At 64.6% G+C, this 25,339-nt stretch carries 22 protein-coding genes; 9 read left to right on the top strand and 13 right to left on the bottom strand.

Going from position 1 to position 25,339, the window contains the following annotated elements; genetic code table 11:
* Window position 1 precedes the first annotated feature (1 nt).
* The 5 genes from bchL to bchF are packed head-to-tail and all read right to left on the bottom strand — an operon-like array spanning window position 2 to window position 7,993.
* Window positions 2-907 (bottom strand): ferredoxin:protochlorophyllide reductase (ATP-dependent) iron-sulfur ATP-binding protein, encoded by a 906-nt coding sequence (bchL, locus tag FHS31_RS10155; RefSeq protein WP_167073259.1) that lies wholly within the window; start codon window positions 905-907, stop codon window positions 2-4.
* Window positions 908-918: 11 nt separating this feature from the next.
* The gene (locus FHS31_RS10150) at window positions 919-4,605 is read right to left on the bottom strand and encodes a magnesium chelatase subunit H (RefSeq protein ID WP_167073258.1); all 3,687 of its coding nucleotides are present in this window, start codon (window positions 4,603-4,605) and stop codon (window positions 919-921) included.
* On the bottom strand, window positions 4,595-6,190 hold the full coding sequence (gene bchB / locus FHS31_RS10145; RefSeq protein WP_167073257.1) for a ferredoxin:protochlorophyllide reductase (ATP-dependent) subunit B: 1,596 nt from the start codon (window positions 6,188-6,190) through the stop codon (window positions 4,595-4,597). The genes FHS31_RS10150 and bchB overlap by 11 nt, the downstream gene beginning before the upstream one ends.
* A gap of 4 nt (window positions 6,191-6,194) precedes the next feature.
* On the bottom strand, window positions 6,195-7,472 hold the full coding sequence (locus FHS31_RS10140) for a ferredoxin:protochlorophyllide reductase (ATP-dependent) subunit N (RefSeq protein ID WP_167073256.1): 1,278 nt from the start codon (window positions 7,470-7,472) through the stop codon (window positions 6,195-6,197).
* Window positions 7,469-7,993, bottom strand: coding sequence for a 2-vinyl bacteriochlorophyllide hydratase (bchF, locus tag FHS31_RS10135; RefSeq protein WP_167073255.1), 525 nt, complete (start codon window positions 7,991-7,993; stop codon window positions 7,469-7,471). Before bchF ends, FHS31_RS10140 begins: the two co-directional genes overlap by 4 nt.
* Before the next feature lie 398 nt (window positions 7,994-8,391).
* Here bchF and FHS31_RS10130 point away from each other — a divergent pair, with 398 nt between their 5' ends.
* The 7 genes from FHS31_RS10130 to FHS31_RS10100 all read left to right on the top strand — a co-directional run bounded on the left by FHS31_RS10130 (window position 8,392) and on the right by FHS31_RS10100 (window position 14,880).
* Window positions 8,392-9,156, top strand: a complete 765-nt coding sequence (locus FHS31_RS10130) for a cobalamin B12-binding domain-containing protein (protein ID WP_243843392.1) — start codon at window positions 8,392-8,394, stop codon at window positions 9,154-9,156.
* A 28-nt stretch (window positions 9,157-9,184) separates the two neighbouring features.
* The gene (ppsR, locus tag FHS31_RS10125) at window positions 9,185-10,615 is read left to right on the top strand and encodes a transcriptional regulator PpsR (protein WP_167073253.1); all 1,431 of its coding nucleotides are present in this window, start codon (window positions 9,185-9,187) and stop codon (window positions 10,613-10,615) included.
* Between the two features lie 69 nt (window positions 10,616-10,684).
* Window positions 10,685-11,593 (top strand): chlorophyll synthase ChlG, encoded by a 909-nt coding sequence (gene chlG, locus FHS31_RS10120; protein WP_167073252.1) that lies wholly within the window; start codon window positions 10,685-10,687, stop codon window positions 11,591-11,593.
* The gene (locus FHS31_RS10115) at window positions 11,590-12,906 is read left to right on the top strand and encodes a BCD family MFS transporter (protein WP_341786331.1); all 1,317 of its coding nucleotides are present in this window, start codon (window positions 11,590-11,592) and stop codon (window positions 12,904-12,906) included. The genes chlG and FHS31_RS10115 overlap by 4 nt, the downstream gene beginning before the upstream one ends.
* The gene (locus tag FHS31_RS10110) at window positions 12,903-14,096 is read left to right on the top strand and encodes a geranylgeranyl diphosphate reductase (protein ID WP_167073251.1); all 1,194 of its coding nucleotides are present in this window, start codon (window positions 12,903-12,905) and stop codon (window positions 14,094-14,096) included. Before FHS31_RS10115 ends, FHS31_RS10110 begins: the two co-directional genes overlap by 4 nt.
* A gap of 5 nt (window positions 14,097-14,101) precedes the next feature.
* Window positions 14,102-14,581 (top strand): TspO/MBR family protein, encoded by a 480-nt coding sequence (locus FHS31_RS10105; protein WP_208408651.1) that lies wholly within the window; start codon window positions 14,102-14,104, stop codon window positions 14,579-14,581.
* Between the two features lie 29 nt (window positions 14,582-14,610).
* Entirely contained in the window at window positions 14,611-14,880 is a 270-nt protein-coding gene (locus FHS31_RS10100) for a hypothetical protein (protein WP_243843391.1), read from the top strand.
* Window positions 14,881-14,902: 22 nt separating this feature from the next.
* Here FHS31_RS10100 and FHS31_RS10095 read toward each other — a convergent pair whose 3' ends face one another.
* Together FHS31_RS10095 and FHS31_RS10090 are read right to left on the bottom strand one after the other, a co-directional pair.
* Window positions 14,903-15,439, bottom strand: a complete 537-nt coding sequence (locus FHS31_RS10095) for a c-type cytochrome (RefSeq protein ID WP_243843390.1) — start codon at window positions 15,437-15,439, stop codon at window positions 14,903-14,905.
* Between the two features lie 146 nt (window positions 15,440-15,585).
* Window positions 15,586-15,753 (bottom strand): hypothetical protein, encoded by a 168-nt coding sequence (locus FHS31_RS10090; protein WP_167073250.1) that lies wholly within the window; start codon window positions 15,751-15,753, stop codon window positions 15,586-15,588.
* A gap of 11 nt (window positions 15,754-15,764) precedes the next feature.
* Here FHS31_RS10090 and htpG point away from each other — a divergent pair, with 11 nt between their 5' ends.
* Window positions 15,765-17,651, top strand: a complete 1,887-nt coding sequence (htpG, locus tag FHS31_RS10085; protein WP_167073249.1) for a molecular chaperone HtpG — start codon at window positions 15,765-15,767, stop codon at window positions 17,649-17,651.
* Window positions 17,652-17,751: 100 nt separating this feature from the next.
* A complete protein-coding gene (locus FHS31_RS10080; RefSeq protein WP_167073248.1) occupies window positions 17,752-20,028 on the top strand; it encodes an FdhF/YdeP family oxidoreductase in 2,277 nt (758 codons plus the stop codon).
* Here the strand turns inward: FHS31_RS10080 and mobA are convergent.
* The 6 genes from mobA to FHS31_RS10050 all read right to left on the bottom strand — a co-directional run bounded on the left by mobA (window position 20,025) and on the right by FHS31_RS10050 (window position 25,274).
* Window positions 20,025-20,582 (bottom strand): molybdenum cofactor guanylyltransferase, encoded by a 558-nt coding sequence (mobA, locus tag FHS31_RS10075; protein ID WP_167073247.1) that lies wholly within the window; start codon window positions 20,580-20,582, stop codon window positions 20,025-20,027. The genes FHS31_RS10080 and mobA overlap by 4 nt on opposite strands.
* On the bottom strand, window positions 20,579-21,361 hold the full coding sequence (gene fdhD, locus FHS31_RS10070) for a formate dehydrogenase accessory sulfurtransferase FdhD (RefSeq protein WP_243843407.1): 783 nt from the start codon (window positions 21,359-21,361) through the stop codon (window positions 20,579-20,581). The genes mobA and fdhD overlap by 4 nt, the downstream gene beginning before the upstream one ends.
* A 96-nt stretch (window positions 21,362-21,457) precedes the next feature.
* Complete coding sequence (locus FHS31_RS10065) at window positions 21,458-21,853, bottom strand: MerR family transcriptional regulator (RefSeq protein WP_167073246.1); 396 nt, start codon at window positions 21,851-21,853, stop codon at window positions 21,458-21,460.
* Entirely contained in the window at window positions 21,850-23,520 is a 1,671-nt protein-coding gene (locus FHS31_RS10060; RefSeq protein WP_167073245.1) for a long-chain-fatty-acid--CoA ligase, read from the bottom strand. Before FHS31_RS10060 ends, FHS31_RS10065 begins: the two co-directional genes overlap by 4 nt.
* Window positions 23,520-24,842, bottom strand: coding sequence for an OmpP1/FadL family transporter (locus tag FHS31_RS10055; protein ID WP_167073244.1), 1,323 nt, complete (start codon window positions 24,840-24,842; stop codon window positions 23,520-23,522). The genes FHS31_RS10060 and FHS31_RS10055 overlap by 1 nt, the downstream gene beginning before the upstream one ends.
* A 33-nt stretch (window positions 24,843-24,875) precedes the next feature.
* On the bottom strand, window positions 24,876-25,274 hold the full coding sequence (locus tag FHS31_RS10050) for a DUF2147 domain-containing protein (RefSeq protein ID WP_167073243.1): 399 nt from the start codon (window positions 25,272-25,274) through the stop codon (window positions 24,876-24,878).
* Window positions 25,275-25,339: the final 65 nt, after the last annotated feature.

Below are 25,339 nucleotides of genomic sequence, written 5' to 3'. Positions count from 1 at the left end.
CTCACTCGAATCCTAAGAATTCGAAGATATCGCGGTCCTTCATCGGGTTCGCTTCGAGCGCGTCGCAACCTGCCCACATCGTTGCGGCGAGGCGCTTATATTCGTCGCAGGCGGCGGCGACCTCGGGGGTCTGCTCCATCTCGAACAAAGTGCATTTCTTGAGGCGCGAGCGGCGGATCGCATCGAGATCGGGGAAATGCGCCAGCGTCTTCAGTCCGGTGGCGGCGTTGAAGCGATCGATCTCGTCGGTCGCGGCGGAGCGATTGGCGATGACACCGGCCATGCGCACGTCGTAATTCTTCGACTTCGCCTTGATCGCCGCGACGATGCGATTCATCGCGAAGATGCTGTCGAAATCGTTCGAGGCGACGACCACCGCGCGCTCGGCATGCTGCAGCGGCGCCGCGAAGCCGCCGCACACCACATCGCCGAGCACGTCGAACAGTACGACATCGGTTTCCTCCAGCAGATGGTGCTGCTTGAGCAGCTTCACGGTCTGGCCGACGACATAACCGCCGCAGCCCGTACCCGCCGGCGGCCCACCCGCCTCGACGCACATCACGCCGTTGAAACCCTCGAACATATAATCCTCGGGCCGCAATTCCTCGGCATGGAACTCGACCGTCTCGAGCACGTCGATGACGGTCGGCATCAGCTTCTTGGTGAGCGTGAAAGTGCTGTCATGCTTGGGATCGCAGCCGATCTGCAGCACGCGCTTGCCGAGCAGCGAGAAGGCGGCGCTGAGGTTGGACGAAGTGGTCGATTTGCCGATCCCGCCCTTGCCGTAGACCGCGAAAACCTTGGCGGTGCCAATCCGGTCGTTCGGATCGAGCTTGACCTGGACGGAGCCGTCGCCGTCGAGGCCGATCAGATCGCGGATGCGTGTGGGGGGATCGAGCAGGGCCATGATGTGTTCCTTTATGCCGCCACCGCGACGACACCCTCGAGACGATCCTCGAGTTCATCGCTGGCGGCATGGAGTGCGGCGAGCGTCGCCGCGTCGGGTTGCCAATAATTGCGGTCGCTCGCCTCGATCAGGCGGTTGGCGACGCGCGCTGCGGCGCGCGGGTTGAGCGCGGCGATCCGCTCGCGCATTTCAGCGTCCAGCACATAGGTCTCGCCGATCCGCTGATAGACCCAGGGGTCGACCTCGCCGGTAGTCGCTGACCAGCCCATCGTCGTGGTCACGCTTCCCTCGATCTGGCGCACGCCTTCATAGCCGTGGCCCAGCAGACCTTCGGTCCAAACCGGGTTGAGGATGCGTGTGCGGGTTTCAAGCGCGACCTGCTCCTGCAAGCTGCGAACCTTGCCTGATCCTTGCGTCTGGTCACCGATATAGACCGGCGCAGCCTCACCCTTGGCGCGGGTGACGGCGCGGCTGATGCCGCCTAGCGTGTCGACATATTGGTCGATCGTCGTGATGCCGAGCTCGACGCTTTCGAGGTTCTGATAGGCGCAATCGACGGTCTTCAGCGTCGATGCGAGGAGCTTGGCCTGACGGACGGGGCCACCCTTCACGCCGTAAGCATAGCCCTTCTGGCGCTCGAAACTGTCGGCCAGTTCGTCGGGGTCGGTCCACGTGCCATTGTCGATCATCAGATTGACATTGGCGCCGTACGCCCCTTCGGCATTGGAGAAGACGCGCAAGGCGGCGGTCTCGATGTCGCAGCCATGTTCGGCCTGATGCGACAGGCTGTGGCGGCGGATGAAGTTCATGCTCGTCGGCTCATCCGCCTGCGCGGCGAGCAAGGCGGCTTCGGCCATCATCCGGGTCTGCAGCGGCAGCAGATCGCGGAACACGCCGGACAGCGTGACCACCACGTCGATCCGCGGACGCCCGAGTTCTTCGAGGCTGACCAGCTCGGCCCCGGCGAGCCGGTTATAGCTGTCGAAGCGCGGCCGCGCGCCCATCAGCGCCATCGCCTGCGCGATTTGCGCACCTTCGCTTTTCAGATTGTCAGTGCCCCACAGCACCATCGCCACCGTCTCGGGGAGATGGCCCGAATCGGCGAGGCTGCGGTCGATCAGGCGCTGCGCCTGGGCGGCACCATCCTTGACGGCATAAGCGGACGGCAGGCGGAAGGGATCGAAGCCGTGGATATTGCGCCCGGTCGGCAGGATTTCGGGCGTGCGCAGCAAGTCACCGCCGGTGACGGGCTGGATATATTGCGCGTTCAGCGCGCGGACGATGCCGTCGATCTCGCCGTTCGAGGACAGCGCGGTGTTCAGCGCCGCCATTTCCTTGAGCAATGGCGTGTCGAGCTTGATTGTGCCCGCGACGATCCCCTCGATCGTATCGACCGAGAGCAATTCGCCGCGCGCGCTGGCCGAGGCGGCGATCATGTTGGCGCGCTCCTCGCGCGTCGCAGCGGCACCGGCGACGTGCAGACCTTGCGGGATCAGTTCGCGCTCGATCTCGTAGAGTTTGGCGGCGAGCGCGGTGATGTCGCTGCCATCGAGGTCGAGCGCGGTCGCCTGATCACCGATCAGCTCGGCGAGATCGGCCAGCTCGTCGCTGCCCGGCTCGGCCTGACGCCAGCGATCGACCGACGCCTTGAGATTGGCGAGGCCCTTATAAACGCCGGAATTGGTCAGCGCCGGGGTCAGATAGCTGACCAATGTCGCACCCGAGCGGCGCTTGGCGAGCACACCTTCCGACGGATTGTTCGCGGCGTAGAGATAGATGTTGGGCAAATCGCCGATCAGCCGGTCGGGCCAGCAATCGCCAGTAAGGCCGGTCTGCTTGCCGGGCATGAATTCCAAGCTGCCATGTGTGCCGAAATGCAGCACGGCATGGGCGCGGAAATCTTCCTTCAACCAGCGATAGAAAGCGGCGAAGGCGTGGGTCGGGGCGAAGCGGCCCTCGAACAGCAGCCGCATCGGATCGCCCTCATAGCCCAAAGCAGGCTGGATGCCGACGAAGACGTTGCCGAACTGCGCGCCGAGGATCTGCACCGAGGTGCCATCCGATTGCAGCTTGCCGGGGGCGGGGCCCCAGGCGGCTTCGATTTCCTTCAGCCATTTCTCGCGGGCAACGATCGTGTCGGCACTGACGCGGGCATGGACGTTGGCCTCGGTGCCGTAGCGCGCCGCATTGCCGCCGAGGATGCGCTCGCGGACTTCGTCGGCCGAGGCGGGGACGTCGACCGTGTAGCCCTCGCGGTCGAGCCGCTGGAGCGTCGCGTGCAGCGACTCGAACACGGCGAGGAACTGCGCCGTACCCGCTGCCCCGGCATTGGGCGGGAAGTTGAACAGCACGGCGGCAACGCGCTTGTCGGCATTGGCGGCGCGGCGCAGTTCGACGATCTTGACGACGCGCGCGGCGAGCATTTCGGCACGCTCAGCGCAGGTCTGCATCGCGCGGACCTGGCTCGATGCGGGGCCAGAAGCAGGGAAGGTGCAACCGCGCTCGCAGCCGGCGCACGGCGTATGCGAACCATCGGAGCGCCCACCGAAGACCATTGGCACGGTGCCGCCGTCAAGCTCGGGAATGGCGATCATCATCGTCGATTCGAGCGGCAACAGCCCCTGGCGGTTCGCACCCCAGGCCTGGAGCGTCTGGAATTCGACCGGATGGGCGGCAATATAGGGCCGGTCGAGCTTGCTCAGCATGGCCTCGGCGGCGGCGGTGTCGTTATAGGCCGGCCCACCGACGAGGCTGAAGCCGGTCAAGTTGACCACGGCGTCGACCGTGGCGACGCCGTCCTTCATGAACAATTCTTCGATCGCCGGACGCCCGTCGAGCCCGCCGGCAAACGCCGGGATCACGTTCAGCCCGCGCGCCTCCATGGCGGCGATCACACCGTCATAATGGGCGGCGTCCTTGGCAAGCACATAAGACCGCAGCATCAGCAAGCCGACCGTGCCGGTCGCGGCGTGGCGGCGCGGAAGCTCGGTGATCGTGCGGGCCATGCGCTGCGGGAGCGCAGGGTGATAGACGCCAACCTCAGGGTAATCGCGTGGGCTTTCCGCCTTCATCGTGCCGCGCAAGGGGCGGCGGGCACCATCTGCGTAGCGATCGACCAGTGCGCGGATCATATCGACGACATTGTCGTCGGACGCCGCGAGCCAATATTGCATCGTCAGGAAATAGGCGCGGACGTCCTGCGCGGTGCCGGGCACGAATTTCAGGAGCTTGGGCAAGCGGCGCAGCACCGCCATCTGCCCCGCGCCGGAGCTTGCTCCGGCTTTGTTGGTGCCGCGCATCTTCTTGATGATCGACAGCAGCCCGGTGGCGGGCTTGTCCATGCGGTAATCACCCATCCGCGTCAGCTTGACGATATCGCCCGCGGACATCAGCCCGATCATCGCATCGCATGCGTTCTGACGCGCGGTGAGCTGCGGCAGGACGGCGCGAATGTGATCTTCCAGGAACAGCATCGTCATCAGGATGATGTCGCCACGCGCGATATCGGTGCGGGCGGCGTCCAGTGCCCCGTCCTTTTCGTCCCAATCGGCTGCAGCGTGGAAGCCGATCGTCACGCCGAGGTTATGCCGCGTAAAATGTTCCTGCGCGCGCATCACGGCGCCGGAGAGATGGTTGTCGAGCGTGATGATGACCACGCGGACGGGAATGTGCGGAGCGGGGGCTGAACTAGCGGGCATAATGCGCCTTCGCATCGTAGAGCGTGTCGAGCGTGATCGCGGCGATGCCTTGCTCGCTGGCATAGCGCTCGGTGTTCCGCCGTGCTTTCCCACGCACGAAGAACGGGATCTTGAGGAGTTCCTTTTCGGCCTCCGAAGACCAGCCGGTGGCCGCGACGGGAAGATCGTGAATCGGTTCTGAGACCGCCACCTCAACCTTCAAGGGTGCGTCGTTGTGCGGCGTCGGCTCGGGTTGCGCGTGACGCTGGACGGCAGGCGCCGAACCATGACCCAAATGGCTCGCGCCGCTCGCGTCCGAAAATTCGAAATCATCGCGGAACATCGTCAGCAGATGCTCCTCCAGCCCCATCACCAGCGGATGCACCCAGGTATCGAACAGTACGTTCGCGCCCTCGAAGCCCATCTGCGGCGAATAGCGCGCCGGGAAATCCTGGACGTGCACCGGTGCCGAGATCACCGCGCAGGGGATCCGCAGCCGCTTGGCGATATGGCGCTCCATCTGCGTGCCGAGCACCAGCTCGGGCTGCAGCGCCTGGATCGCCTCCTCAACTGCGAGATAATCGTCGGTAATCAGCGGCTCGACGCCGTAGAGCTTGGCTGCGTCGCGGATATCGCGCGCGAATTCGCGGTTGTAGCAGCCGAGCCCGACGACCTCGAAGCCGAGCTCGTCACGCGCGACGCGGGCTGCGGCGATCGCATGCGTGGCGTCTCCGAAGATGAAGACGCGCTTGCCGGTCAGGTAGGTCGAGTCGACCGAGCGGCTCCACCAGGGCAGGTTCGAGGTGTCGAGCGCCGCGCTCGCGTCGACGCCTGCCAGCGCCGCGACCTCGGCGATGAAGTCGCGGGTAGCGGCATGGCCGATCGGCACGGTGCGCACGGTCTTCTGGCCGAACGTCTTCTCCAGCCAGCGGCAGGCGGTGTCGGCGATCTCGGGATAGAGGCAGATGTTGAAATCCGCTGTACCGAGCCGCGCCAGGTCGGCCGGTGTCGCGCCGAGCGGGGCGGCAACGTTGACCTCCACGCCGAGCGTCGTCAGCAGCCGCGTGATCTCGATCACATCGTCCCGGTGGCGGAAACCCAGCGCGGTCGGGCCGAGCAGATTCGCGCGCGGACGCCGGCCCTCGCGGGGCGTTGGCCGGATATCCTTGTCGGCAAGCGTGCGGACCAGCTGATAGAAGGTTTCCGCAGCCCCCCAATTCTCTTTGCGCTGATAGCTCGGCAGTTCGAGCGCGACGACCGGGCAGGGCAGGCCCATGGTCTGCGCCATGCCAGCGGGATCGTCCTGGATCAGTTCGGCGGTGCACGATGCGCCGACCAGCATCGCTTGCGGCTTGAAGCGCGCATAGGCCTCGCGCGTCGCGGTCTGGAACAGCTCCGCGGTATCCTTGCCGAGATCGCGCGCCTGGAAGGTGGTGTAGGTGACCGGCGGGCGCTTGCCGCGCCGCTCGATCATCGTGAACAGCAGATCGGCATAGGTGTCGCCCTGGGGGGCATGAAGGACGTAGTGGACCCCCTCCATCGCGGTTGCGATCCGCATCGCGCCGACATGGGGTGGGCCCTCATAGGTCCAGACGGTCAGCTGCACGGCCCTAGACCTTCAGCACATCGCGCCGCCGCAGCGGTCGCGCGAAAAGCTCTGCCAAGTCGCCGGCCTGGTCGAAGCCGTGGATCGGCGAGAAGACGAGTTCGATCGCCCATTTCGTCGTCAGACCTTCGCTCTCCAGCGGGTTGGCGAGGCCTAGGCCGCAAACGGTCAGATCGGGCCGCGCGGCGCGGACACGGTCGAGCTGCCGATCGACGTCCTGGCCTTCGCTGATGATCGTGCCGGCCGGCAGCAGCGCCAGTTCCTGCGCAAGATGCCGACGATGGAGATAGGGCGTGCCGACTTCGACCGGCTGCATGCCGAGTTCGGTCGCAAGGAAGCGCGCCAGCGGCACTTCGAGCTGCGAGTCGGGCAGGAAGGTTATGCGCTTGCCGGCCAGCCGCTCGGCTGAATGCGCGATCGCGCGCTTGGCGCGCTCACGGCCCGGCGCGATCACCCGGCGGAAGTGCATCTCATCGATACCGAAGGCCGTCGCGGCGGCATGGAGCCAGTTGGTCGTGCCCTCCGCGCCGAAAGGAAACAAGGCATCGAGCCGCACCGCACCGCGGTCTTCGAGCGCCCGTGCGGTCTCGCCGAGGAACGGCTGCGCGAGCAGGAAACGAGTATTGGGGCCGACCGGCGGCATCGCACCCGCGCGCCGCGCGGGCAGCGAATGGACGGTGGTGATCCCCAATTCCGCGAACAGCCGCAGGAATTGATCCTCGACGACATCGGGCAGCGCACCGACGATCATCAGGCTCATCAGATCGGATGTATCGTCGGCGAGATCGGGCACCAGCGCGGCGAGGCACGCATCCTCGCCTTCGGTAAACGTCGTCTCGATCCCCGATCCCGAATAATTGAGGATCTTGGTGACGCCGGCATGCTTGACCGACAGCCGCGCGGCGGCGCGTGAGAGATCGAGCTTGATGACTTCGGACGGACATGAGCCGACGAGGAACAGCAATTTGATGTCCGGACGGCGGGTGAGCAGCCGGTCGACGACGCGATCGAGCTCCTCGTTGCAATCCGCCATGCCGGCCAGATCGCGCTCCTCGATAATCGCGGTGCCGAAACGCGGCTCGGCAAACACCATCACCCCTGCAGCGGACTGCAGCAGATGGGCGCACGTCCGTGATCCGACGACGAGGAAGAAGGCGTCCTGCACCTTGCGATGCAGCCAGATGATCCCGGTCAGCCCGCAGAAGACCTCACGCTGTCCCCGCTCACGCAGTACCGGCGCCGACTCGCATCCGAGGGTCGCGGCGACGGCGGGCGGGGTCACTGAGCCACCGCCAGTGTTGGTGAGGTTGGCGCACTCTGCAACCGCGCGGCACGCAGCTTGAGAAGGAATTGCGTCGCATTGACCGCGTAGGTCGCATAGGCGGTCAGCGCGAGCAGCATGCGCCCGTGCTCGGTGCCCAGCCCCCCGATCAGCATCACCAGATAGGCCGTGTGCAGCGCCAGCACGAGCATGCTGAAAACGTCTTCCCAGAAGAAGGCGGGCACGAAGAGCCACTTGCCGAACACGACCTTTTCCCAGATCGAGCCGGTGATCATGATCGCGTAGAGCGCGCAGGTCTTGATGACGATCGACGCGGTGGCCGCTGCGGCGCCCTCACCGGTAGCGAGATAGCGCAACACCAAAGTGGCGCTGATCAGGAAGATCAGGAACTGGACGGGAGCAAGGATGCCCTGGACCAAAGTCCAGCGAGTCGCATCGCGGCGGCAGCGTTGTTCGGGCGTGTAGAGTGGCGAGGAGCCACCCTGTGTTGTCTTTGCGAAATCTGGGTCGCTCGACCGCATCGCGTTCTGCCTGCCTCATCCTGCTCGCCGACGAGACTAGGGCAGCGGCGCAGGAAGTGTCAATCAAAACTGACGTCCAAAATAATTGACACTTATTTATTTCAAGCCCGCGTCGGCGATTGCCAGCCCTTGTTAATGAGCATAGGCTGCGAGTCGCGGGGGCAAGTCCAAAAGGACGCTCTCTCTGGTAGTTGCGACTCGTTGGACTTAGGCTGGGAGAGCCGGGCATGGCATCATTGGCCCACTTCAATCGCAATGCGTCATTGACTGGCGACGGTCGTCTTGCACGGCGGTTTGCAAGCGAAAAAGACAGTCTTGCTGTTTTTCGGGTTCACGCTGACGTCGACTATGATCGGTCGCTATCGACCCTGATCGAGAGCGAAATTATTCCGCGTCTGATGGTCGCGCATGCGGCGAATACTCCGATCCTGGCCTTGGCATCCACCGATGCTGGTTCGGTCGAGACCGGGTCCGTCGACGGGGTGATCGCTGCGTCCGAAGTGGAGGCCCTCGCCCCTCTCGCGCTTCAGGTCGAGGCCGATGCGCTGCTCGCCTATATTGAGACCATCCTGGCGCGCGGCGTCACCGTAGATACCGTAATGGTCGATCTGCTTGCGCCTACCGCGCGCCTGCTCGGCGAATATTGGGAAGACGATCGGTGCGATTTCGTCGATGTGACGATGGGGCTTTGGCGTTTGCAGGAGGTCGTCCACGAGGTTGCGGCGCGCGCGCCTGCGGATCGGCTGCATGCGGCGGGCGGGCATCGCGCCTTGTTCGCGTCGATGCCCGGCGACAAACATAATTTTGGCACCGTTCTTATTGATGAATTGTTCCGCCGCGATGGCTGGGTTACCGATCGCATCAGCGAAGCGCAGACGCCGGAATTGCTCAAGCGCGTGAGCGACGATTGGTTCGATATGGTCGGCTTGACGATCACCTGCGACCATCATATCGGCGAATTGACATCGCTCATTGTTGCGCTGCGGAATGTTTCCCGAAATCCTCGCGTGTGCATCATGGTCGGTGGCCGCATTTTTAGCGCCAATCCTGAGCGTGCGGTCGATGTCGGTGCGGACGGCACGGCGCCCGATGCCAAGCTTGCCCTGAAGGTAGCCGCGGACCTCGTTCGCATCTGCGAAGGGGAGTTCGTCGTTAGTAGTTGAACTGGTTTCTGGAGCGCGACCCGGGTCGATGAACAAGCCTATCGTCCCTTCCCGCAAAACGGCATTCGCGAAGCCCGACGTCATGCCGGGCGCGCTATCCGCAGACGTGGCTGCCGCATTGCTGGCGGCCGTTGGCGACGTTGCCCTGATCCTGTCCGCCGATGGGATGATCCTGGATATCGCGGTATCGAATACTGAACTTGCCAATCGCGGCTTTGCCGATTGGGTCGGTAGCGCGTGGATCGATACCGTAACCGCAGAAAGCCGGCCCAAGGTCGTCGAGATGCTCGACGCGATCAAGACCGAGACCACGCCGCGCTGGCGGCAGGTGAACCACATGGCCGCAGGCGGTGACGTGCCGGTTCGCTATCTGGTGATGGCGCTGGGCGATAGCGGCCGACTGATTGCGATCGGCCGTGACATGGGGAGCGCGGCGGCGATGCAGCAGCGTCTCCTTCAGACGCAGCAGGCGCTGGAGCGCGACTACATCCGGCTGCGGCAGGCGGAGACCCGCTATCGCCTGCTATTCGAGATGGCGACCGAGCCGGTCCTGATCGTCGACGCCGAAACCCGTCGCATTCGCGAGGCCAATCCGGCGGCGCACCGGCTGCTCGACGCGAGCGACGGCGCCCTGATCGGCAATCCCGTCCAGATGATCGTCGGCACCGACCAGCGTGACGATCTTGTCGCGCATCTTGGCGCGGTCGAAGCAGCCGACGATATCGCGCCGGTGACGTTGAACTTGGCTGACCGTCGCGGCGAGGCCAGGATCTCGGCGCGGTTTTTCCGGCAGGCGCGCGTACCCTTGTTGATCGTCCGCATCGAACCAGCGGAACGGACACTGGGCGAACACCAGTTCGATGCAACGTTGGGCAATGTCGTCGAGCGGATGCCCGATTCGTTTGTGCTGGCTGACCGCGACCTGACGGTGCTGACCGCGAATGCCGCCTTTCTCGACCTGACGGAGATGCCGTCGATCGATCGGGTGGTCGGCGCACGTCTGGGCAACTGGCTCGGCCGGCCGGGTGTCGATCTTGAGCTGATCGTCGCGCAGATGCGGGAGCATGGCTCTGTGCGCAACGTGGCGACGATCATGCGCGGCGGCGCGGGTGCGCAGGAAGAGATCGAGGTTTCGGGCGTCGTCGCACCGATGAGCGGTAGCGATTGCTACGGCTTCACCATTCGCACGGTTGGGCGCCGCCTTCGGAGCAGTCCGGTCGACGTTGGTGATATGCCGCGGTCCGTCGGGCAATTGACCGAACTGGTCGGTCGCATGTCCCTGAAGGAGATCGTGCGCGAAAGTACCGATATGATCGAGCGGCTCTGTATCGAAGCCGCGCTGGTCTACACATCGGACAATCGCGCTTCGGCGGCTGAGGTGCTGGGCGTCAGTCGTCAAAGCCTGTATTCCAAGCTTCATCGTCATGGGCTCGGCAATCTGGTGCCAGGCGAAAACTGAGGCGTCGGCCTACCGCACAACCGTCAAATTTATTTGACGCCACTGGGCGTCTAGCTTAGCCCTTCGATCATGGATCGATCGAGCTTTCCTGCCGTCGTAACGCCATTTCCCGCTCCCCGCGATGTGCTCGAACTGCTCAAACCGGTTACCTGGTTTCCGCCGATCTGGGCGTTCATGTGCGGGGTGGTGTCGTCGGGCATTCCCATCGCCGACCGCTGGCCTTTCCTGATCGCGGGCATCCTGCTGAGCGGCCCGCTGGTTTGCGGGACCAGCCAGGCGGTCAACGACTGGTTCGATCGCCATGTCGACGCGATAAACCAGCCCGAGCGCCCGATTCCATCGGGGCGGATCGCGGGGCGGTGGGGGCTGTGGATCGCGATCGTCGGAACGGCACTGTCGTTGCTCGTCGCCTGGGCGACCGGGCCTTGGGTGTTCGGTGCGACATGTCTTGGGTTGATCTGCGCATGGGGTTACAGTGCGCCGCCATTCCGGTTCAAAGTCAGCGGAATCTGGGGCCCGGCCGTTGTCGCGCTGACCTATGAGGGGCTGACCTGGTTTACGGGCGCAAGCGTGATGGCGGGTGCGCTGCCCGCGGCGCATGTGCTGATCATTCTCGCGCTTTACAGTGCGGGCGCGCACGGGATCATGACGCTGAACGATTTCAAGGCGGTCGAGGGTGACCGCGCGACCGGCCTGCGCTCGCTGCCAGTCGTTTTAGGCGTCGATCGTGCAGCACGGCTGGCGTGCGTCGTGATGGCCGCACCGCAGATCGTCGTCGTCACCTTGCTCACGATGTGGGATCACCGCCTTGCTGCCATCATCGTTGCTGCGCTGCTGTTCGGCCAGCTGCTCTTGATGCGGCGGCTGCTCAGCGATCCACGCCTGCATACGCCATGGTATAATGCCACCGGCACGACGCTGTACGTGCTCGGTATGCTGGCATCGGCCTTCGGGCTGGGCGGAGCCGTGGGGCTGTGATCAAGCCGCTCGGCTGGCTGGGGATCGTCCGGTTGGGACTGGTGCAAAGTTCGATCGGCGCGATCGTGATGCTGGCGACCTCGCTGCTCAACCGGGTGATGGTGGTCGAATATGCGCTGCCGGCGGCGCTGCCCGCGGGCCTCGTCGCCTGGCATTATGCGGTGCAATTGTCGCGGCCGATGTGGGGCCACGGTTCCGATCGTGGGCGGCGGCGGACGCCGTGGATCATCTTCGGGATGGGAACGCTCGCGCTGGGCTCGCTGCTGGCGATCGATGCGCTCAGTCTGCTCGCCACGCATTCGGTGTGGGGCTTTATATTGTCGATCCTCGCTTTCTCGATGATCGGTGCGGGCGTCGGGGCGGCGGGGACGTCGCTGCTGGCGCTGCTCGCTACGCAGGTCGCGCCCGAACGGCGCGCGGCGGCAGCATCGATCACCTGGATCATGATGGTGGCCGGCATCGTCGTCACCGCCGGCATCGCCGGCGCGCTCATCGATCCCTTCTCGCTGCCGCGGCTGGCGATGGTCGCCGGCGGCGTAGCGGGCGGCGCGTTTCTCGTCGCGGTACTGGCGGTATGGGGTGTCGAACAGCGCTCTACGGCAGAAGCGATCGTGGCGGATGCCGTGCCGGGCCCGTCCTTCGGTGTGGCCCTGCGGGAGATTCTCGAAGACGATGAGGCGCGCCGGTTCACCATCTTCGTGTTCCTGTCGATGCTGGCTTATTCGATGCAGGATCTGATCCTTGAGCCGTTCGCCGGGCTGCTGTTCGGCTTCACGCCGGGCCAGTCGACCCAATTGTCGGGCGTGCAGCATGGCGGCGTGCTCGCGGGGATGATCCTGATCGGGGTCGGGGGGAGCGCGTTCGGCGGGCGGAGTGCGGCGGGGATGCGGCGCTGGATCGTCGGGGGCTGCATCGGATCGGCGCTGGCGCTGGCGGGTCTGTCGCTTGCCGCGCGGGTCGGGCCGACATGGCCGCTCTCCGCCAACATCGCCGCCTTGGGTTTTGCTAATGGCGTTTTCGCGGTCGCTGCGATCGGCGCCATGATGGGGCTGGCCGGGGCGGGCGGCGGCGCAGGCGAGGGCGGCCGGGAAGGAATCCGCATGGGCGTATGGGGCGCGGCGCAGGCGATCGCGTTCGGGCTGGGCGGGCTTATCGGGGCGGTCGGCGTCGATGTCGGGCGCGCGCTGATCGGCTCTACACCCGAGACGTTCACCATCGTGTTCGGCAGCGAAGCCTTGCTGTTCCTCGTTGCCGCGTCGCTGGCGCTGCGCGGTTCGTCGCCCAGCCGGCGACCAGTGCTTGCGCCGGCATGAGCCTCACGTACGATTGTGTCGTCGTCGGGGGTGGGCCGGCCGGGGCGACCGCTGCGACCGATCTCGCCGCCGCGGGGCGGAAGGTCTTATTGCTTGATCGGGCGGGGCGGATCAAACCCTGCGGCGGTGCGATCCCACCACGGCTGATTGCCGACTTCGCGATCCCCGATCACCTGATTGTCGGCCGTGCCCATCTGGCGCGGATGATCGCGCCGTCCGATAACGCGGTCGATATGCCGGTCGATCGGGGAAATGCGGGCGGAATGGTCGGGATGGTCGATCGCGAAGAGTTCGACGAATGGCTCCGGGCGCGGGCGGCATCGTCCGGGGCAGAGCGCCGTACCGGCACGTTCGACCAGATCGAGCGCGACGCCGACGGGACCGCGATCATCGTCTACACCGATGCCGCCGACGGATCCAAACAGCGCGTCCGCGCGCGCTGCGTGATCGGCGCGGATGGCGCGCGTTCGCGGGTCGCGCGCGCCACGCTTGAGGGGGCCGAGCGGATGCCGTGCGTGTTCGCTTATCATGAGGTAATCCGTTCGCCCGCCATCGCCGATGCCGCCTTCGATCGCGGCCGGTGCGATGTCTTTTACCAGGCCGCGCTGTCGCCCGATTTCTACGCCTGGATCTTCCCGCACGGCGATACCGCCAGCGTCGGGGTCGGCAGCGCGCAGAAGGGGTTCGCGCTGCGGGATGCGGTCGGCCGCTTGCGCCGGCGTGAAGGGCTGGCGGCATGCGAGACGATCCGTCGCGAGGGCGCGCCGATCCCGCTCAAGCCGCTGCGCAAATGGGACAATGGCCGCGATGTGCTCGTCACCGGCGATGCCGCAGGCGTGGTCGCGCCGGCATCGGGCGAGGGCATCTATTATGCGATGGTCGCAGGGCGCGAGGCGGCCAAGGCAGCCGGCGCGTTCCTCGTTTCCGGGAACCCCAAAGCGCTTGGCCAGGCACGCCGCGCCTTCATGCGCGCGCATGGCCGGGTGTTCTGGATTCTTGGGATCATGCAGCATTTCTGGTATCGCAACGATCAGCGCCGAGAGCGCTTCGTGACGATGTGCGAGGATCGCGATGTGCAGAATCTGATCTGGCCGGCCTATATGAACAAGAAACTGGTTTACGCCCGTCCGCTCGCTTATTTGCGTATCTTCCTCAAGGATATGCGTCACTTGCTGCAGACGGCGGGCTGATCGCCATGGGTCGCTGGCTGTTTCCGATCCTGATCGCCGGCCTGATTGCCCTGGTCGTTGCGATCATGGGCGGGACGATCACCGAGATCGGCCCTTGGTATCATAGCCTCTTACAGCCGCGCTGGGCGCCGCCGGAGGCAGCCTATGGGGTTGCGTGGACGGCGATCTATGCGCTTACCGCCTTGGCCGGCGTTACCGCCTGGCTGGCTACGCCGCGCCGGTCCGAGCGAGAGTGGCTGCTCGGCATGTTCGCGCTCAACGGCTTCTTCAATATCCTGTGGAGCCTGCTGTTTTTCCGCTTTCATCGGCCTGACTGGGCGCTGATCGAGGTGGTGGGGCTGTGGTTGTCGGTTGCCGCGCTGATCGTGGTGGTCTGGCGCCGGTCGATGATCGGCACGACGCTGCTGCTGCCGTATCTGATGTGGGTAACGTTCGCGGGCTATCTCAACATGACGATCGTCAAGCTCAACGGGCCGTTTTCCTGAAAGCGGCTGCGGCGCAGGGGCCGGCGATAATGCCTTGGCTGTTCGGTAGCGGCCATGCTGTCGATATCGTGCTCGCCGTCATCGCGGTGGAGCTGGTGTGGCTGGTTACCCGCAGCGGGTGGCGGCTGGTCGATGCGCTGCTGCGGCTAGCGCCCGGGGCGCTGATGTTGCTGGCGTTGCGTGCGGCGTTAACCGGGCAGGCCTGGTACGCGATCGCGCTGCCGCTGATGCTGTCTTTCCCGGCTCACCTCGCCGATCTCGCCAATCGCCCAAGGCGGAAATCGCGGCCCGGCGGTTGATGCCGCCGGGCCAGTCGATCAATTACGAATTGGTCTTGAGATAGGCGATCACGTCGGCGCGCTTCTGCGGATCCGAGAAGCCGGCAAAGGTCATCTTCGTGCCCGGGACGACGCGCTGCGGCGCCTCGAGATATTGGAACAGCTTTTCGGGCGTCCAGGTGATCCCGCTGCTCTTGTTCGCATTCGAATAGGTGAAGTCCGCGATGGAGCCCGCCTTGCGGCCGACGACGCCATGGAGCGACGGGCCGATCTTGTTCACGCCCGGATCGATCGAATGGCAGGTCTGGCACGTGACGAAATCCGTTTTGCCCGCGGCCGCGTCACCCGTGTAGCTGGCATATTTGACGCCGCTGATCGTATCGGTATTGTCTGCCGCGGGAGCTGCCGCAGCCGCCGGAGCGGCGGCGGGCGCCGCGGCGACATCGGGGTTGGCTGCAGCGGTGGTGGTGGTCGTCGTCTCCGTGGTATCCGCTTTCTTACCGCAGGCGGTTAGCGCCAGCGCCGATATCGCCAGGCCCACCGACAGTCGCCCAAACCGAGTCATCGAACTCACATGCATTCTCGCGTTCCTCTCCGCTGAAAAATCCGTCCGGAGTCTTTCGACCCATCAGATGTGCTTGTCCAACGCTCTTTACGCAAGCGCTATCCATGCAAATGTACAGGAAAACGGTTCTTTCCGATAAAAGGGCCGTCTTCGATGGCCCTTTACGCTAAGGTGCGGCCGAACTGGAAGCCGAAGCGCGCTTTCAGGCCCTGCGGATGCTCCTTTCGGCCCAGCTTCGGCGTCGTGAACCATGATCGGGATGTCAGTTCGTAGGTCTTGAAACGCCAGAAACTTCCGCCCATCTGCTCGCCATTAAACCTGGAGGCCATTGAGAAGCTGCATGACGACGACGACCGAAGCCACGCCTGAAATCCGTTCCTTCGAAGCCGATGTCGCCAAACTGCTGCACCTGATGGTGCACTCGGTCTATTCGGACAAAGACGTCTTCCTGCGCGAGCTTGTCTCGAATGCCGCCGATGCGTGTGAAAAGCTCCGCTATGAGGGGCTGACCGACGCCGGCCTGCTTGGCGACGATGGTCAGCCGCGCATCACCGTGACGCTCGATCCGGATGCCCGCCGGCTGACGATCGAGGATAACGGCATCGGCATGAGCGAGGCGGAGCTGGCGGATGCACTCGGTACGATCGCGCGCTCGGGCACCAAGGCGTTCATGGACAAGATCGCCGGTGCCAAGGATGCCGAGGGCAGCCAGCTGATCGGCCAGTTCGGAGTCGGTTTCTATTCGGCATTCATGGTCGCCGATCAGGTCGAGGTCGTCTCGCGCCGCGCAGGCGCGGATACGGCGGCGGCTTGGCTATCCGATGGCCTTGGCACCTACACCATCAGGCCGGTCGAGACCACGGACGCGCCAGCCCGCGGCACGCGCGTGCTGCTCCACCTGAAGGAGGATGCGGCGGATTATACGCAGAGCTTCAAGATCGAACGCACGATCAAGGCCCAGTCGGGCCATGTGCCGGTGCCGATCTTCCTCAAAGAAAAGCCGGACGCCGAGCCGAAGCAGATCGCCGATGGCGCCGCGCTGTGGACCAAGCCCAAATCCGCGATCACGCCGGAAGAGTATAAGGATTTCTATCGCAGCGCCGCCGGTCAGTTCGACGAGCCCGCGCTGACGCTGCATTACCGTGCCGAGGGCCTGCACGAATATACTGTGCTGGCGTTCGTGCCCGAGACCAAGCCGTTCGATCTCTTCGACCCCGATCGCGCGGGCCGCATGAAGCTCTACGTCCGCCGCGTGTTCATCACCGATGAGGCACAGATCCTGCCGCGCTACCTTCGGTTCGTTCGCGGTCTGGTCGATTCCAACGATCTGCCGCTCAACGTCTCGCGCGAGATGATCCAGGAAAGCCCGGTGCTGGCGGCGATCCAGAAGGGCGTGGCGAACCGTATTCTGTCGGAACTCGACAAGCTTTCAGGCAGCGACGCGGAAGCCTATCTCAAGCTCTGGGACAATTTCGGCCCGGTGCTGAAGGAAGGCCTCTACGAGGATTATGCGCGGCGGGAGACGCTGCTGGGGCTCGCCCGGTTCAAGACCACCGCATCGGGCGGCGAATGGCGCTCGCTCAAAGACTATGCCGCCAGCCTCAAGGACAATCAGACCGCGATCTACTACGCAACAGGCACCGATCTCGATCGCCTGGCTACCTCGCCGCAGCTCGAAGGCTTCCGGGCGCGGGGCATCGAGGTGTTGCTGTTGGCCGATCAGGTGGACAGTTTCTGGGTTACCTCTGGCGTCGATTATGAAGGCAAGCCCTTCAAGTCGGTCACGCAAGGCTTGGCCGATCTCAGCCTGATCCCGCTGCCGGAAGGCGAAGAGCCGGCGGCCGCCGCATCGGACGCGGTCAACGGCTTCATCGCCTTCGTCAAAGAAGTGCTGGGCGATGCGGTCTCCGACGTCCGCGCCTCCGATCGCCTCACCGAAAGCGCCGTCTGTCTGGTGGCCCCCGAAAATGGCATGGACCGCCAGCTCGAGAAGCTGCTTGCCGGCGCCGGTCGGCTCGACACGACGGCGAAGCCGGTGCTGGAGATCAATCCGCATCACGCGCTTGTCGAAAAGCTCAGCGCGGTCGAATCCAATGATCCGGAGGTTCGGGCGGACGCCGCGCATCTCCTGTTCGATGAGGCCCGCATCGCCGACGGCGAACTTCCGGTCGATCCCCGCGCCTTCTCGGCCCGGCTGATGCGCTTGCTCGAGCGCGGAACGAGCTAAGCAATTTCGACCTGCCCGATCTGTGGGCAGCACGTTGCGATAATCCAGGCTTTGCGGCCGCCCCGCCGACGGTTACCATCGCGGCCGGAGGTGGCGTAGCATGGCCAAGGAAGACGAGACCGTTCACTATTCCGGGACGGAGGGTGGCTGGGGCTCGGTCCGTGGCATCGTTGAAACGGGGCTGCGCACCCGGCCGACGCCGGGGGTGCTCAACACGCTGCGCCGCCAGAACAAGGTAAAGGGGTTCATGTGCGTTTCGTGCGCGTGGACGAAGCCCGCCGAGCCGCTCAGCTTCGAATTCTGCGAAAATGGCGCGAAGGCGACGCTGTGGGAGCTGACCACGCGGCGCTGCACGCCGGAGTTCTTCGCCGACCATACGGTCAGCGAACTCAAGGGCTGGAAAGATTACGACCTCGAGCAGCAGGGCCGGCTGACGCACCCGATGCGCTACGATTCCGTCAGCGACAAATATGTGCCCTGTGCCTGGGAGGAAGCATTCGCGGCTATTGGCGCAGAACTTAAGAAGCTCGATCCGCGCTCCACCGTTTTCTATTCATCCGGGCGCGCCAGCCTTGAGACGTCTTATCTCTACGCGCTGTTCGCGCGGCTCTATGGGCATAACAATCTGCCCGACAGCTCGAACATGTGTCACGAGACGACCTCGGTGGCGCTCAAGAAGCTGATCGGTTCACCGGTCGGAACCTGCGTGCTCGCCGACTTCGATCTGTGCGACGCGATCTTCTTCTTCGGGCAGAATACTGGATCGAACAGCCCGCGCCTGCTTCATCCGTTGCAGGAGGCGGTCAAGCGGGGCGTCAAGATCGTCACCTTCAATCCGATCAAGGAGAAGGGGCTGGAGGTCTTCAAGAATCCGCAGAGCCCGGTGGAAATGCTGACGCCGAAAGCGACGCCAATCTCCACGCTCTATCTGCAGGTGAAGGCCGGCGGTGACATCGCGGCGATTACCGGGCTCATCAAGCATGTCCTGGCTGCCGAGGAGAAGAAGTGGGCGGAGGAGAAGCTGCACGTCCTCGACGTCGATTTCATCGAGCAGCATACCGCCGGTTTCGCCGCCATGAAGGCCCAGGCCGATGCGACGAGCTGGGAAGAGATCGAGCATGAGAGCGGGCTCGCCCGGGCCGATCTCGAGGAGGCGGCGCAAATCTATGTCGAGGCGCCCCGTTCGATCGCGATGTTCGGCATGGGGCTGACCCAGCATGTCCATGGCTTCGAGAATCTGGCGGCGCTGACCAACCTGTGGCTGCTGAAAGGCAATGTCGGGCGTGACGGCGCCGGCATCTCGCCCGTGCGCGGCCATTCGAACGTGCAGGGCCAGCGTACCGTCGGCATTGCGGAAAAGCCCGAGCTCGTGCCGCTCGATAAACTTGCCGAGCAATTCGGCTTCGCGCCGCCGCGCGACGAAGGGTTCAATACGGTCAAGGCGTGCGAGAAGATCCTGAGCGAAGAGGTCAAGGCGTTCATCGGCCTCGGCGGCAATTTCGTCCGCGCGATCCCCGAGCGCGAGATGATAGAGGAGGCTTGGACGCGCCTGCGCCTCACCGTGCAGATCGCCACCAAGCTCAACCGCAGCCACCTGATTAATGGCGAGGTCGCTTATTTGCTGCCGTGCCTCGGTCGATCGGAGACAGATAAACAGGCGACCGGTTCGCAAGCGGTGACAATGGAGGATTCGCTTTCCTGCATCCACGGCTCGCTGGGCAAAAACAAGCCCGCCTCGAAGGACTTGAAATCCGAGATCGCGATCGTCGCCAGCATCGCCAAGGCGACGCTGCCCCCGAACCCGAAGGTGAAGTGGGACGAATGGACAGGCGATTACGCCAAAGTCCGCGATCTGATCGCGGAAACCTATCCCGAGCAATTCCATGATTTCAACGCGCGGGTGTTCACGCCTGGCGGCTTCTATCGCGGCAATTCGGCGCGCGAGCGGGTGTGGAAGACCGAGGGCGGCAAGGCGCATTTCTCGGTGCCCAAGACGCTGCGTGCGATCGCGTTCGACGATGCGCCGGAGCGCTATCGGCTGATGACGCTGCGATCGAACGACCAGTTCAACACCACCATCTACGGCTATTCGGATCGCTTGCGCGGCATCGAAGGCACGCGCGACGTGTTGCTGATGAATCCTGAGGATATTGCGGCGGCCGGGCTGACGAAGGGTCAGATCGTCGGGCTTAAGAGCGATGCCGGGGATGGGGTCGATCGGCAGGTCGGCGGTTTGACCGTCACGCCCTTCCTGCTGCCGCGCGGTTGCCTCGGGGCTTATTATCCCGAGATGAACCCGCTGATCCCGCTCTGGTATCATGATGAGGAATCGAAGACGCCGGCGGCGAAGGGCGTGCCGGTTCGGATCGTGGTTTAGTCTCGCGTCCGCGAACCGGTCGGAGGCGTGGTCCGCCATGCCATTGCAGTGAGCGCGTCGAGGTCTTCCGAGGTGTTGATATTGGCGATGCGGTCGGCCGTCGCGAGCGGGGTCGCGCCGATATGATTGGCCCAGCCGCGCATCGATCGGTCCTCGCCGCAGAGGTAGGTGTCGAGGCGATCGTAAAGGGCACACGGCCAGAGACCGACGACGGGGCAGCTTGAGAGATAGGCAGGTGCCTCTGCCGCCAGCAGATGCGTGACGGCCTCGGTCGGTATCGCTGGCGTGTCGCAGGGGACGCTCAGCACGGCATCGAAGCCGTTCGACCAACCGAAGTGGACCGCGGCATTGAGCCCGCCCAGTGGCCCAAGATCGGGCGCCGGGCGATCGGCGAGACCGCCTTCCCGCCCGCAGAGGACGATCTGCTCGACATGCTCCTCCAGCGCGCGCGTCGCCCAATCGAGCAGGGCATAGCCGTCGAGCAGCGCCATCGCCTTGTCCGAGCCGAACCGCCGCGAACGCCCGCCCGCGAGGACCGCACCCAGCAACCTCATCGCCGCGGCACCAGCAGCGCATCGGAGCGCACCAAGACCCGCAGCGGCAACCCGGCCTCCGCCGCCCGATCGAGCGCGAGGGCGGTGGGCGCCGATATCGTCGCCAGCATCGGGCATCCGGCGAGGACCGCCTTTTCGACAAGCTCGTAGGAGCAGCGCGAGGACAGCAGCGCGAAACCGCCGTCCCATTCTTTGCCCGATCTCAGCATCGCGCCGATCAATTTATCGAACGCATTGTGACGACCGACATCCTCGCGGACCAGATACGGCGCGCCCTCGGCCGAACAGGCGGCGGCGGCATGGACCGCGCCCGTCCGCCGGTTCAGCGTCTGGAACGCCGCCAGAGCATCCAGCGCAGCAAAGCAATCCCGTTCGCTGGCGCGCGAAACCGCGGTGATCTTGGGCAGCGGGCGCATCGCCTGTTCGAGATTCTCGATTCCGCATAGGCCGCAGGAGGCATCGGTCGCGCGGTGCCGCACGCGATCGGTGACGCGGGGAACGACGTCATCGGCCAACTGAACCCTCAGGATCGCGCCGCGCGGGGTTTGATGGAGGTCAATATCGAGGATCTGATCGGCGCGATCGATCAGCCGCTCGGATAGCGAAAAGCCATAGGCCAGATCAAGGAGATCGGCCGGGGTCGCCATCAGAACGGCATAGCCGATTCCCTGATATTCCAGCGCGATCGGCATTTCTTCGGCCACGTCGCGGTCGATCCCCTCTTCCCGCCCGTCGGCGGCGATGCGCGTGAAGCCGAACGACCGCGCGGCATCCCGCAGATACTTGCCTTCGTCTGCGCTCTGGCGAGCATCGTCGGTCACGCATCCTCCCGGGCTGGAAATATCCCATGCCCGGCGCGCTTGATCGGCGTCAAATCAACAGTCTTGCCTATCGCCGGCATTTTCCAGCCAGGCCTCGGCTTCGCGATCGATCGCCCGCAGTTCGTCGATGGTCTGCCGCAGCGCCTTGAGCTGTTTCTGGAGATCATCCAGATGTACGCTGACGCGCGACCTCAGGTGACGCACCTGCTCGACATGCCGGGAATCGCCATTGTAAAGATCGAGAAATTCCTTGATCTCGCGGATCGAAAATCCCAGCCGCTTGCCGCGCAGGATCAGGTGCATCCGGGCGACTTCGCGCTTGGTGTAGATGCGCGTCGTGCCGACCCTTTGCGGTTCGATCAGGCCCTTGTCTTCGTAAAATCGCAGCGTGCGCGGTGTGACGCCCAGCTTGCTCGCCACCTCCTGTATGCCAATGAGTGGTTCGGTCATTGCGCCCCCGCCCGTGCCTGCTCTTCGGCGATAAGCTCCTTCTTGGACAATTTGCCGATCAGCGTCTTGGGCAAGCTCGCACGGAATTCGATTTCGCGCGGCATCTCGATCTTGTTGAGCCTTTCCGCGAGGAAATCGCACAACGCCTGACTGGTCGCCTCGATGCCGGGCTTGAGCGCGACGAAGGCCTTGGGCGCCTGGCCGCGATAGGCATCCGCAACTCCGATCACCACCGCCTCCGCCACCGCAGGATGTTCGTACAGAGCATCCTCGATCACGCGGGGATAGACATTGTAGCCGCCGCACAGGATCAGATCCTTGATGCGGTCGACTAGGAACAGGCAGCCGTCCTCATCGAGGTAGCCGACATCACCGGTGCGCAGCGCGCCATCGACGAACACCGCTTCGGTCTCCTCCGGCCGCCCCCAATAGCCCTTCATTACCTGCGGGCCGCGCGCGCAGATCTCGCCCTTTTCGCCGCGCGGCAGCAGCCGATGGGGATCATCCAGCGCGCGGATTTCCAGGGTGGTGGCGGGGAATTCAGGGCCGCAGCTATCGTCCTTGATCGCGCCTTCAAGCGGGTTGCAGGCGATGATCGGCGAGCTTTCGGAAAGCCCGTAGCCTTCGACGACCCGGACCCCCGTCCGCGCCTCGAAGCTTTGGCGGATTTCGAGCGGCAAGGGCGCCCCGCCCGAGATGCAAACATGCACGTTGGCGAGGCCGGAGAGGCGTTGAGGATCGACCCCATTGAGTGCGGCGTAGAGCGTTGGCACGCCGAAGAATTGGGTCGGCCGGGTGCGTTTGGCGGTCTTGAGGAAGCTGTTCATCTCGAAGCGCGGCAGCAGCACCATTTCCGCACCGGTATCGACCGAATAATTGAGCACGCAGGTCAAGGCGAAGACATGGAATAGCGGCAACACGCCCAGCGTCCGTTCCTGGTCCTCAGGCATATGGCCGACATGCGCGACCATCTGCGCGCTGTTGGCGGCGAGATTGGCGTGGGTCAGCATCGCGCCCTTGGGCACGCCGGTGGTGCCGCCGGTATATTGCAGCACCGCGATCTGATCGGGCGAGACGCTGATGGGATCGGGATCACTGCCGCGCGCGATCAGCCTTGCGTAACCGACGTGTCGCCGATCCTGCGGCATTATCGCATGATCGCTACGCTTGAGCAGGCGGAAGCCCCAGGACAGCAAGGGCGGCAGAATGCCTGCCATCGGGCAGACGACGATATGCTGGAGGGCCGCATCCTCCGCGATTGCTGCGACCTTGGCGTGGATCAGCTTGAGATCCGGCACGATCATCACGGTGGTGCCGCTGTCGCGCACCTGATGCAGGAGTTCGCGTTCGACGTAGAGCGGGTTGAAATTGACGACGATGCCGCCGATCCGCAGCACCGCGAAATAGAAGATCACGAAATAGGGCGTGTTGGGCAAGCAGAGGCCGACGCGCGTGTCCGGCGTCACGCCGATATCCTGCAGCCCGCGCGCCGTCCGCCGCACCTGTTCGCCGATATCGGCATAGGTCCAGCAGCGGCCCTGGAAATCGATCGCCACCCGATCGCCGTAGAGATCGAGCGCCTTGTCGAGCAGATCGGTCAGCAGGCGCGGCGCGATCGGCGGAGGGGCATCAGTATCCGCCGCACCGATCGTCACCGCGCTCGCCATCAGAATGCGACCCGGGCGCCCAGCGACAGCACGACCGCGTGCGCGCTGTCGAGCCGACCGTTGACCAGGATCGGCGTCTGGACGGCGGTGCCGGCGTAGGCAGCGGTGGTGCGATCGATCGTAGCGTCCTTGAACGCGATGTAGCTGACCGCCGCATCCACGCCGATATGCTTGGTCAGATCGAAGCTGCCACCGCCGCTGAAGTTCCAGCGGTCGCTGTCCGGTACGCGCGCATCGCGCTGGCCGTTCTGCGTGGGGGATTGATCGTGCTGGATGCCGGCCCGCAGCGTCACGAGCGGCGCGATGGCGTAATCGACGCCGCCGGCGAAGCTCCAGGTGTTACGATAATTTTCCGGAATCGCGGTGTTGAGCGGCGCGCCGAGGCGAATCGCGTCGAACTTGGCCCAGCCATAGCGCACGATCTGGCCGTTGAGCGTGATCTGCGGCGTGACCGAGAAGCGGACGCTGGCGATCGCCTGCCAGGGCGTGCGGAAAGTCGCAGTGGTGGCGACAGTGCCATTGTTGTTGGCGAGCGGAACGATCACGCCGGGCGCGATCGGCACGCTGATCAGGCCCGCGGTCGTCACATTGCCGTCGAGCTTGTGCTTGACGCTCGATTTGTAGCTGAGGCCGATCGACAGCGGCCCTTCGTGCAACTGCGCGCCGACCGAATAGCCCACGTTCCAGCCGTCACCCTTCAGGCCCTGGTGGCCGTCGGGCAGCAGCGGCGAGAGATTGGGCAGCGAGTTGGACAGCGTTGCGAAGGCATATTCGACGTTGACCGCCGCACCGATGCTGATCCCCGGCGTGAAGTGGATCGCGATCGAAGGCGCGATGTCCGCCGTGCGCAAATAGGTCTTATCGGCGGTGTAGCGCACCCAATCGGTGGAGCCGTAATTGGTCGAGAAGCTGTAGGGCGAGTTGATCGACAGGCCCAGAGCGATCGTATCATTGAGTCCGTAGGCGATCGCGCCGGAGGGTAGCAGACCGTTGGCGATCGGGTTCTTGGCGCTCTGGTTGCCGCCGACCGGCGCGGGCGCCTGGCCGGGGCGCACGATCAGCGTGCCGACATTCTCGACCTTGCCGCGCGGCAGGATGGCGCTGGCGTTGACCGAAGCGGAGAATCCCGTCTGACCGCCGATCGACGCCGGGTTCCACCACAGCGAATCCGGCCCGGTATCGGCGCCCTCGCCGGAATAGGCGCGGCCCGCGCCGCGCGCGGATTGCTCCTGCAGGTAGAAGCCCGCAGCGTTGGCCGCGCCGGCCGCGCCGATCAGGATGGGGGCCGCCAGGAGGGCTGCCTTCAACGAAATCTTTGTCATTATTCTCTCCTGAAATATCTCTTTAGAATTGGGTCAGCGCAGGCGCGTCCAGGTCTGGGTCTTGCACAGCGGCCAGATGATGCAGCCCTTCACGCGGAGGTGATCGGCGTCGACCGGCGTCACCGTCGCCTTGTAGGTGCCGCCATCCTCACCGTTGTAGATTGTGCCGCCCGTCCAGCTATCGCTCGCACGGGTGAAACCGCCCAGGATCTGCACGCCCATCAGCTTGCGGCCTCGCAAGGCGGCGTCCTTATTGTTGACGTCGCGGAGCTCCGGATTGGCGCGCAGCCCATCGGACCCGACAAGCTTGCCACAGATCGAACCGCCGCAGGGCGTGACCTCGACAATGCCGTTCTTGGTTTCGGTTTTCCAGCGGCCGATCGCCGCATCGGGCGAAAGGGCTGCGGCGGCCAGCGCCATCAGCATGATCATTGGTCACTCTCCTACGCGCGGCCCGGTTGCTCCGGCGCTCGCCATGAATCGTCGTCTGCAACAAA

It is taken from the genome of Sphingomonas vulcanisoli (genome assembly GCF_011761305.1).
GTDB lineage: Bacteria > Pseudomonadota > Alphaproteobacteria > Sphingomonadales > Sphingomonadaceae > Sphingomonas_I > Sphingomonas_I vulcanisoli.
The sequence above is the reverse complement of the archived record's forward strand: the minus strand, read 5'-3'. Positions and strand labels throughout refer to the sequence as shown.

Excerpts from the sequence above, each read along its gene's own strand:
- FHS31_RS10080 (WP_167073248.1), top strand. The coding sequence starts at position 17,752 with ATGGCCAAGGAAGACGAGACCGTTCACTATTCCGGGACGGAGGGTGGC.
- FHS31_RS10050 (WP_167073243.1), bottom strand. The coding sequence starts at position 25,274 with ATGATCATGCTGATGGCGCTGGCCGCCGCAGCCCTTTCGCCCGATGCG.
- FHS31_RS10110 (WP_167073251.1), top strand. The coding sequence starts at position 12,903 with ATGAGCCTCACGTACGATTGTGTCGTCGTCGGGGGTGGGCCGGCCGGG.
- FHS31_RS10095 (WP_243843390.1), bottom strand. The coding sequence starts at position 15,439 with ATGCATGTGAGTTCGATGACTCGGTTTGGGCGACTGTCGGTGGGCCTG.
- FHS31_RS10060 (WP_167073245.1), bottom strand. The coding sequence starts at position 23,520 with ATGGCGAGCGCGGTGACGATCGGTGCGGCGGATACTGATGCCCCTCCG.
- mobA (WP_167073247.1), bottom strand. The coding sequence starts at position 20,582 with ATGAGGTTGCTGGGTGCGGTCCTCGCGGGCGGGCGTTCGCGGCGGTTC.
- FHS31_RS10105 (WP_208408651.1), top strand. The coding sequence starts at position 14,102 with ATGGGTCGCTGGCTGTTTCCGATCCTGATCGCCGGCCTGATTGCCCTG.
- FHS31_RS10065 (WP_167073246.1), bottom strand. The coding sequence starts at position 21,853 with ATGACCGAACCACTCATTGGCATACAGGAGGTGGCGAGCAAGCTGGGC.
- FHS31_RS10100 (WP_243843391.1), top strand. The coding sequence starts at position 14,611 with ATGCCTTGGCTGTTCGGTAGCGGCCATGCTGTCGATATCGTGCTCGCC.
- ppsR (WP_167073253.1), top strand. The coding sequence starts at position 9,185 with ATGAACAAGCCTATCGTCCCTTCCCGCAAAACGGCATTCGCGAAGCCC.
- chlG (WP_167073252.1), top strand. The coding sequence starts at position 10,685 with ATGGATCGATCGAGCTTTCCTGCCGTCGTAACGCCATTTCCCGCTCCC.
- FHS31_RS10150 (WP_167073258.1), bottom strand. The coding sequence starts at position 4,605 with ATGCCCGCTAGTTCAGCCCCCGCTCCGCACATTCCCGTCCGCGTGGTC.
- bchL (WP_167073259.1), bottom strand. The coding sequence starts at position 907 with ATGGCCCTGCTCGATCCCCCCACACGCATCCGCGATCTGATCGGCCTC.
- FHS31_RS10130 (WP_243843392.1), top strand. The coding sequence starts at position 8,392 with ATGGTCGCGCATGCGGCGAATACTCCGATCCTGGCCTTGGCATCCACC.
- FHS31_RS10055 (WP_167073244.1), bottom strand. The coding sequence starts at position 24,842 with ATGACAAAGATTTCGTTGAAGGCAGCCCTCCTGGCGGCCCCCATCCTG.
- FHS31_RS10090 (WP_167073250.1), bottom strand. The coding sequence starts at position 15,753 with ATGGCCTCCAGGTTTAATGGCGAGCAGATGGGCGGAAGTTTCTGGCGT.
- bchF (WP_167073255.1), bottom strand. The coding sequence starts at position 7,993 with ATGCGGTCGAGCGACCCAGATTTCGCAAAGACAACACAGGGTGGCTCC.
- htpG (WP_167073249.1), top strand. The coding sequence starts at position 15,765 with ATGACGACGACGACCGAAGCCACGCCTGAAATCCGTTCCTTCGAAGCC.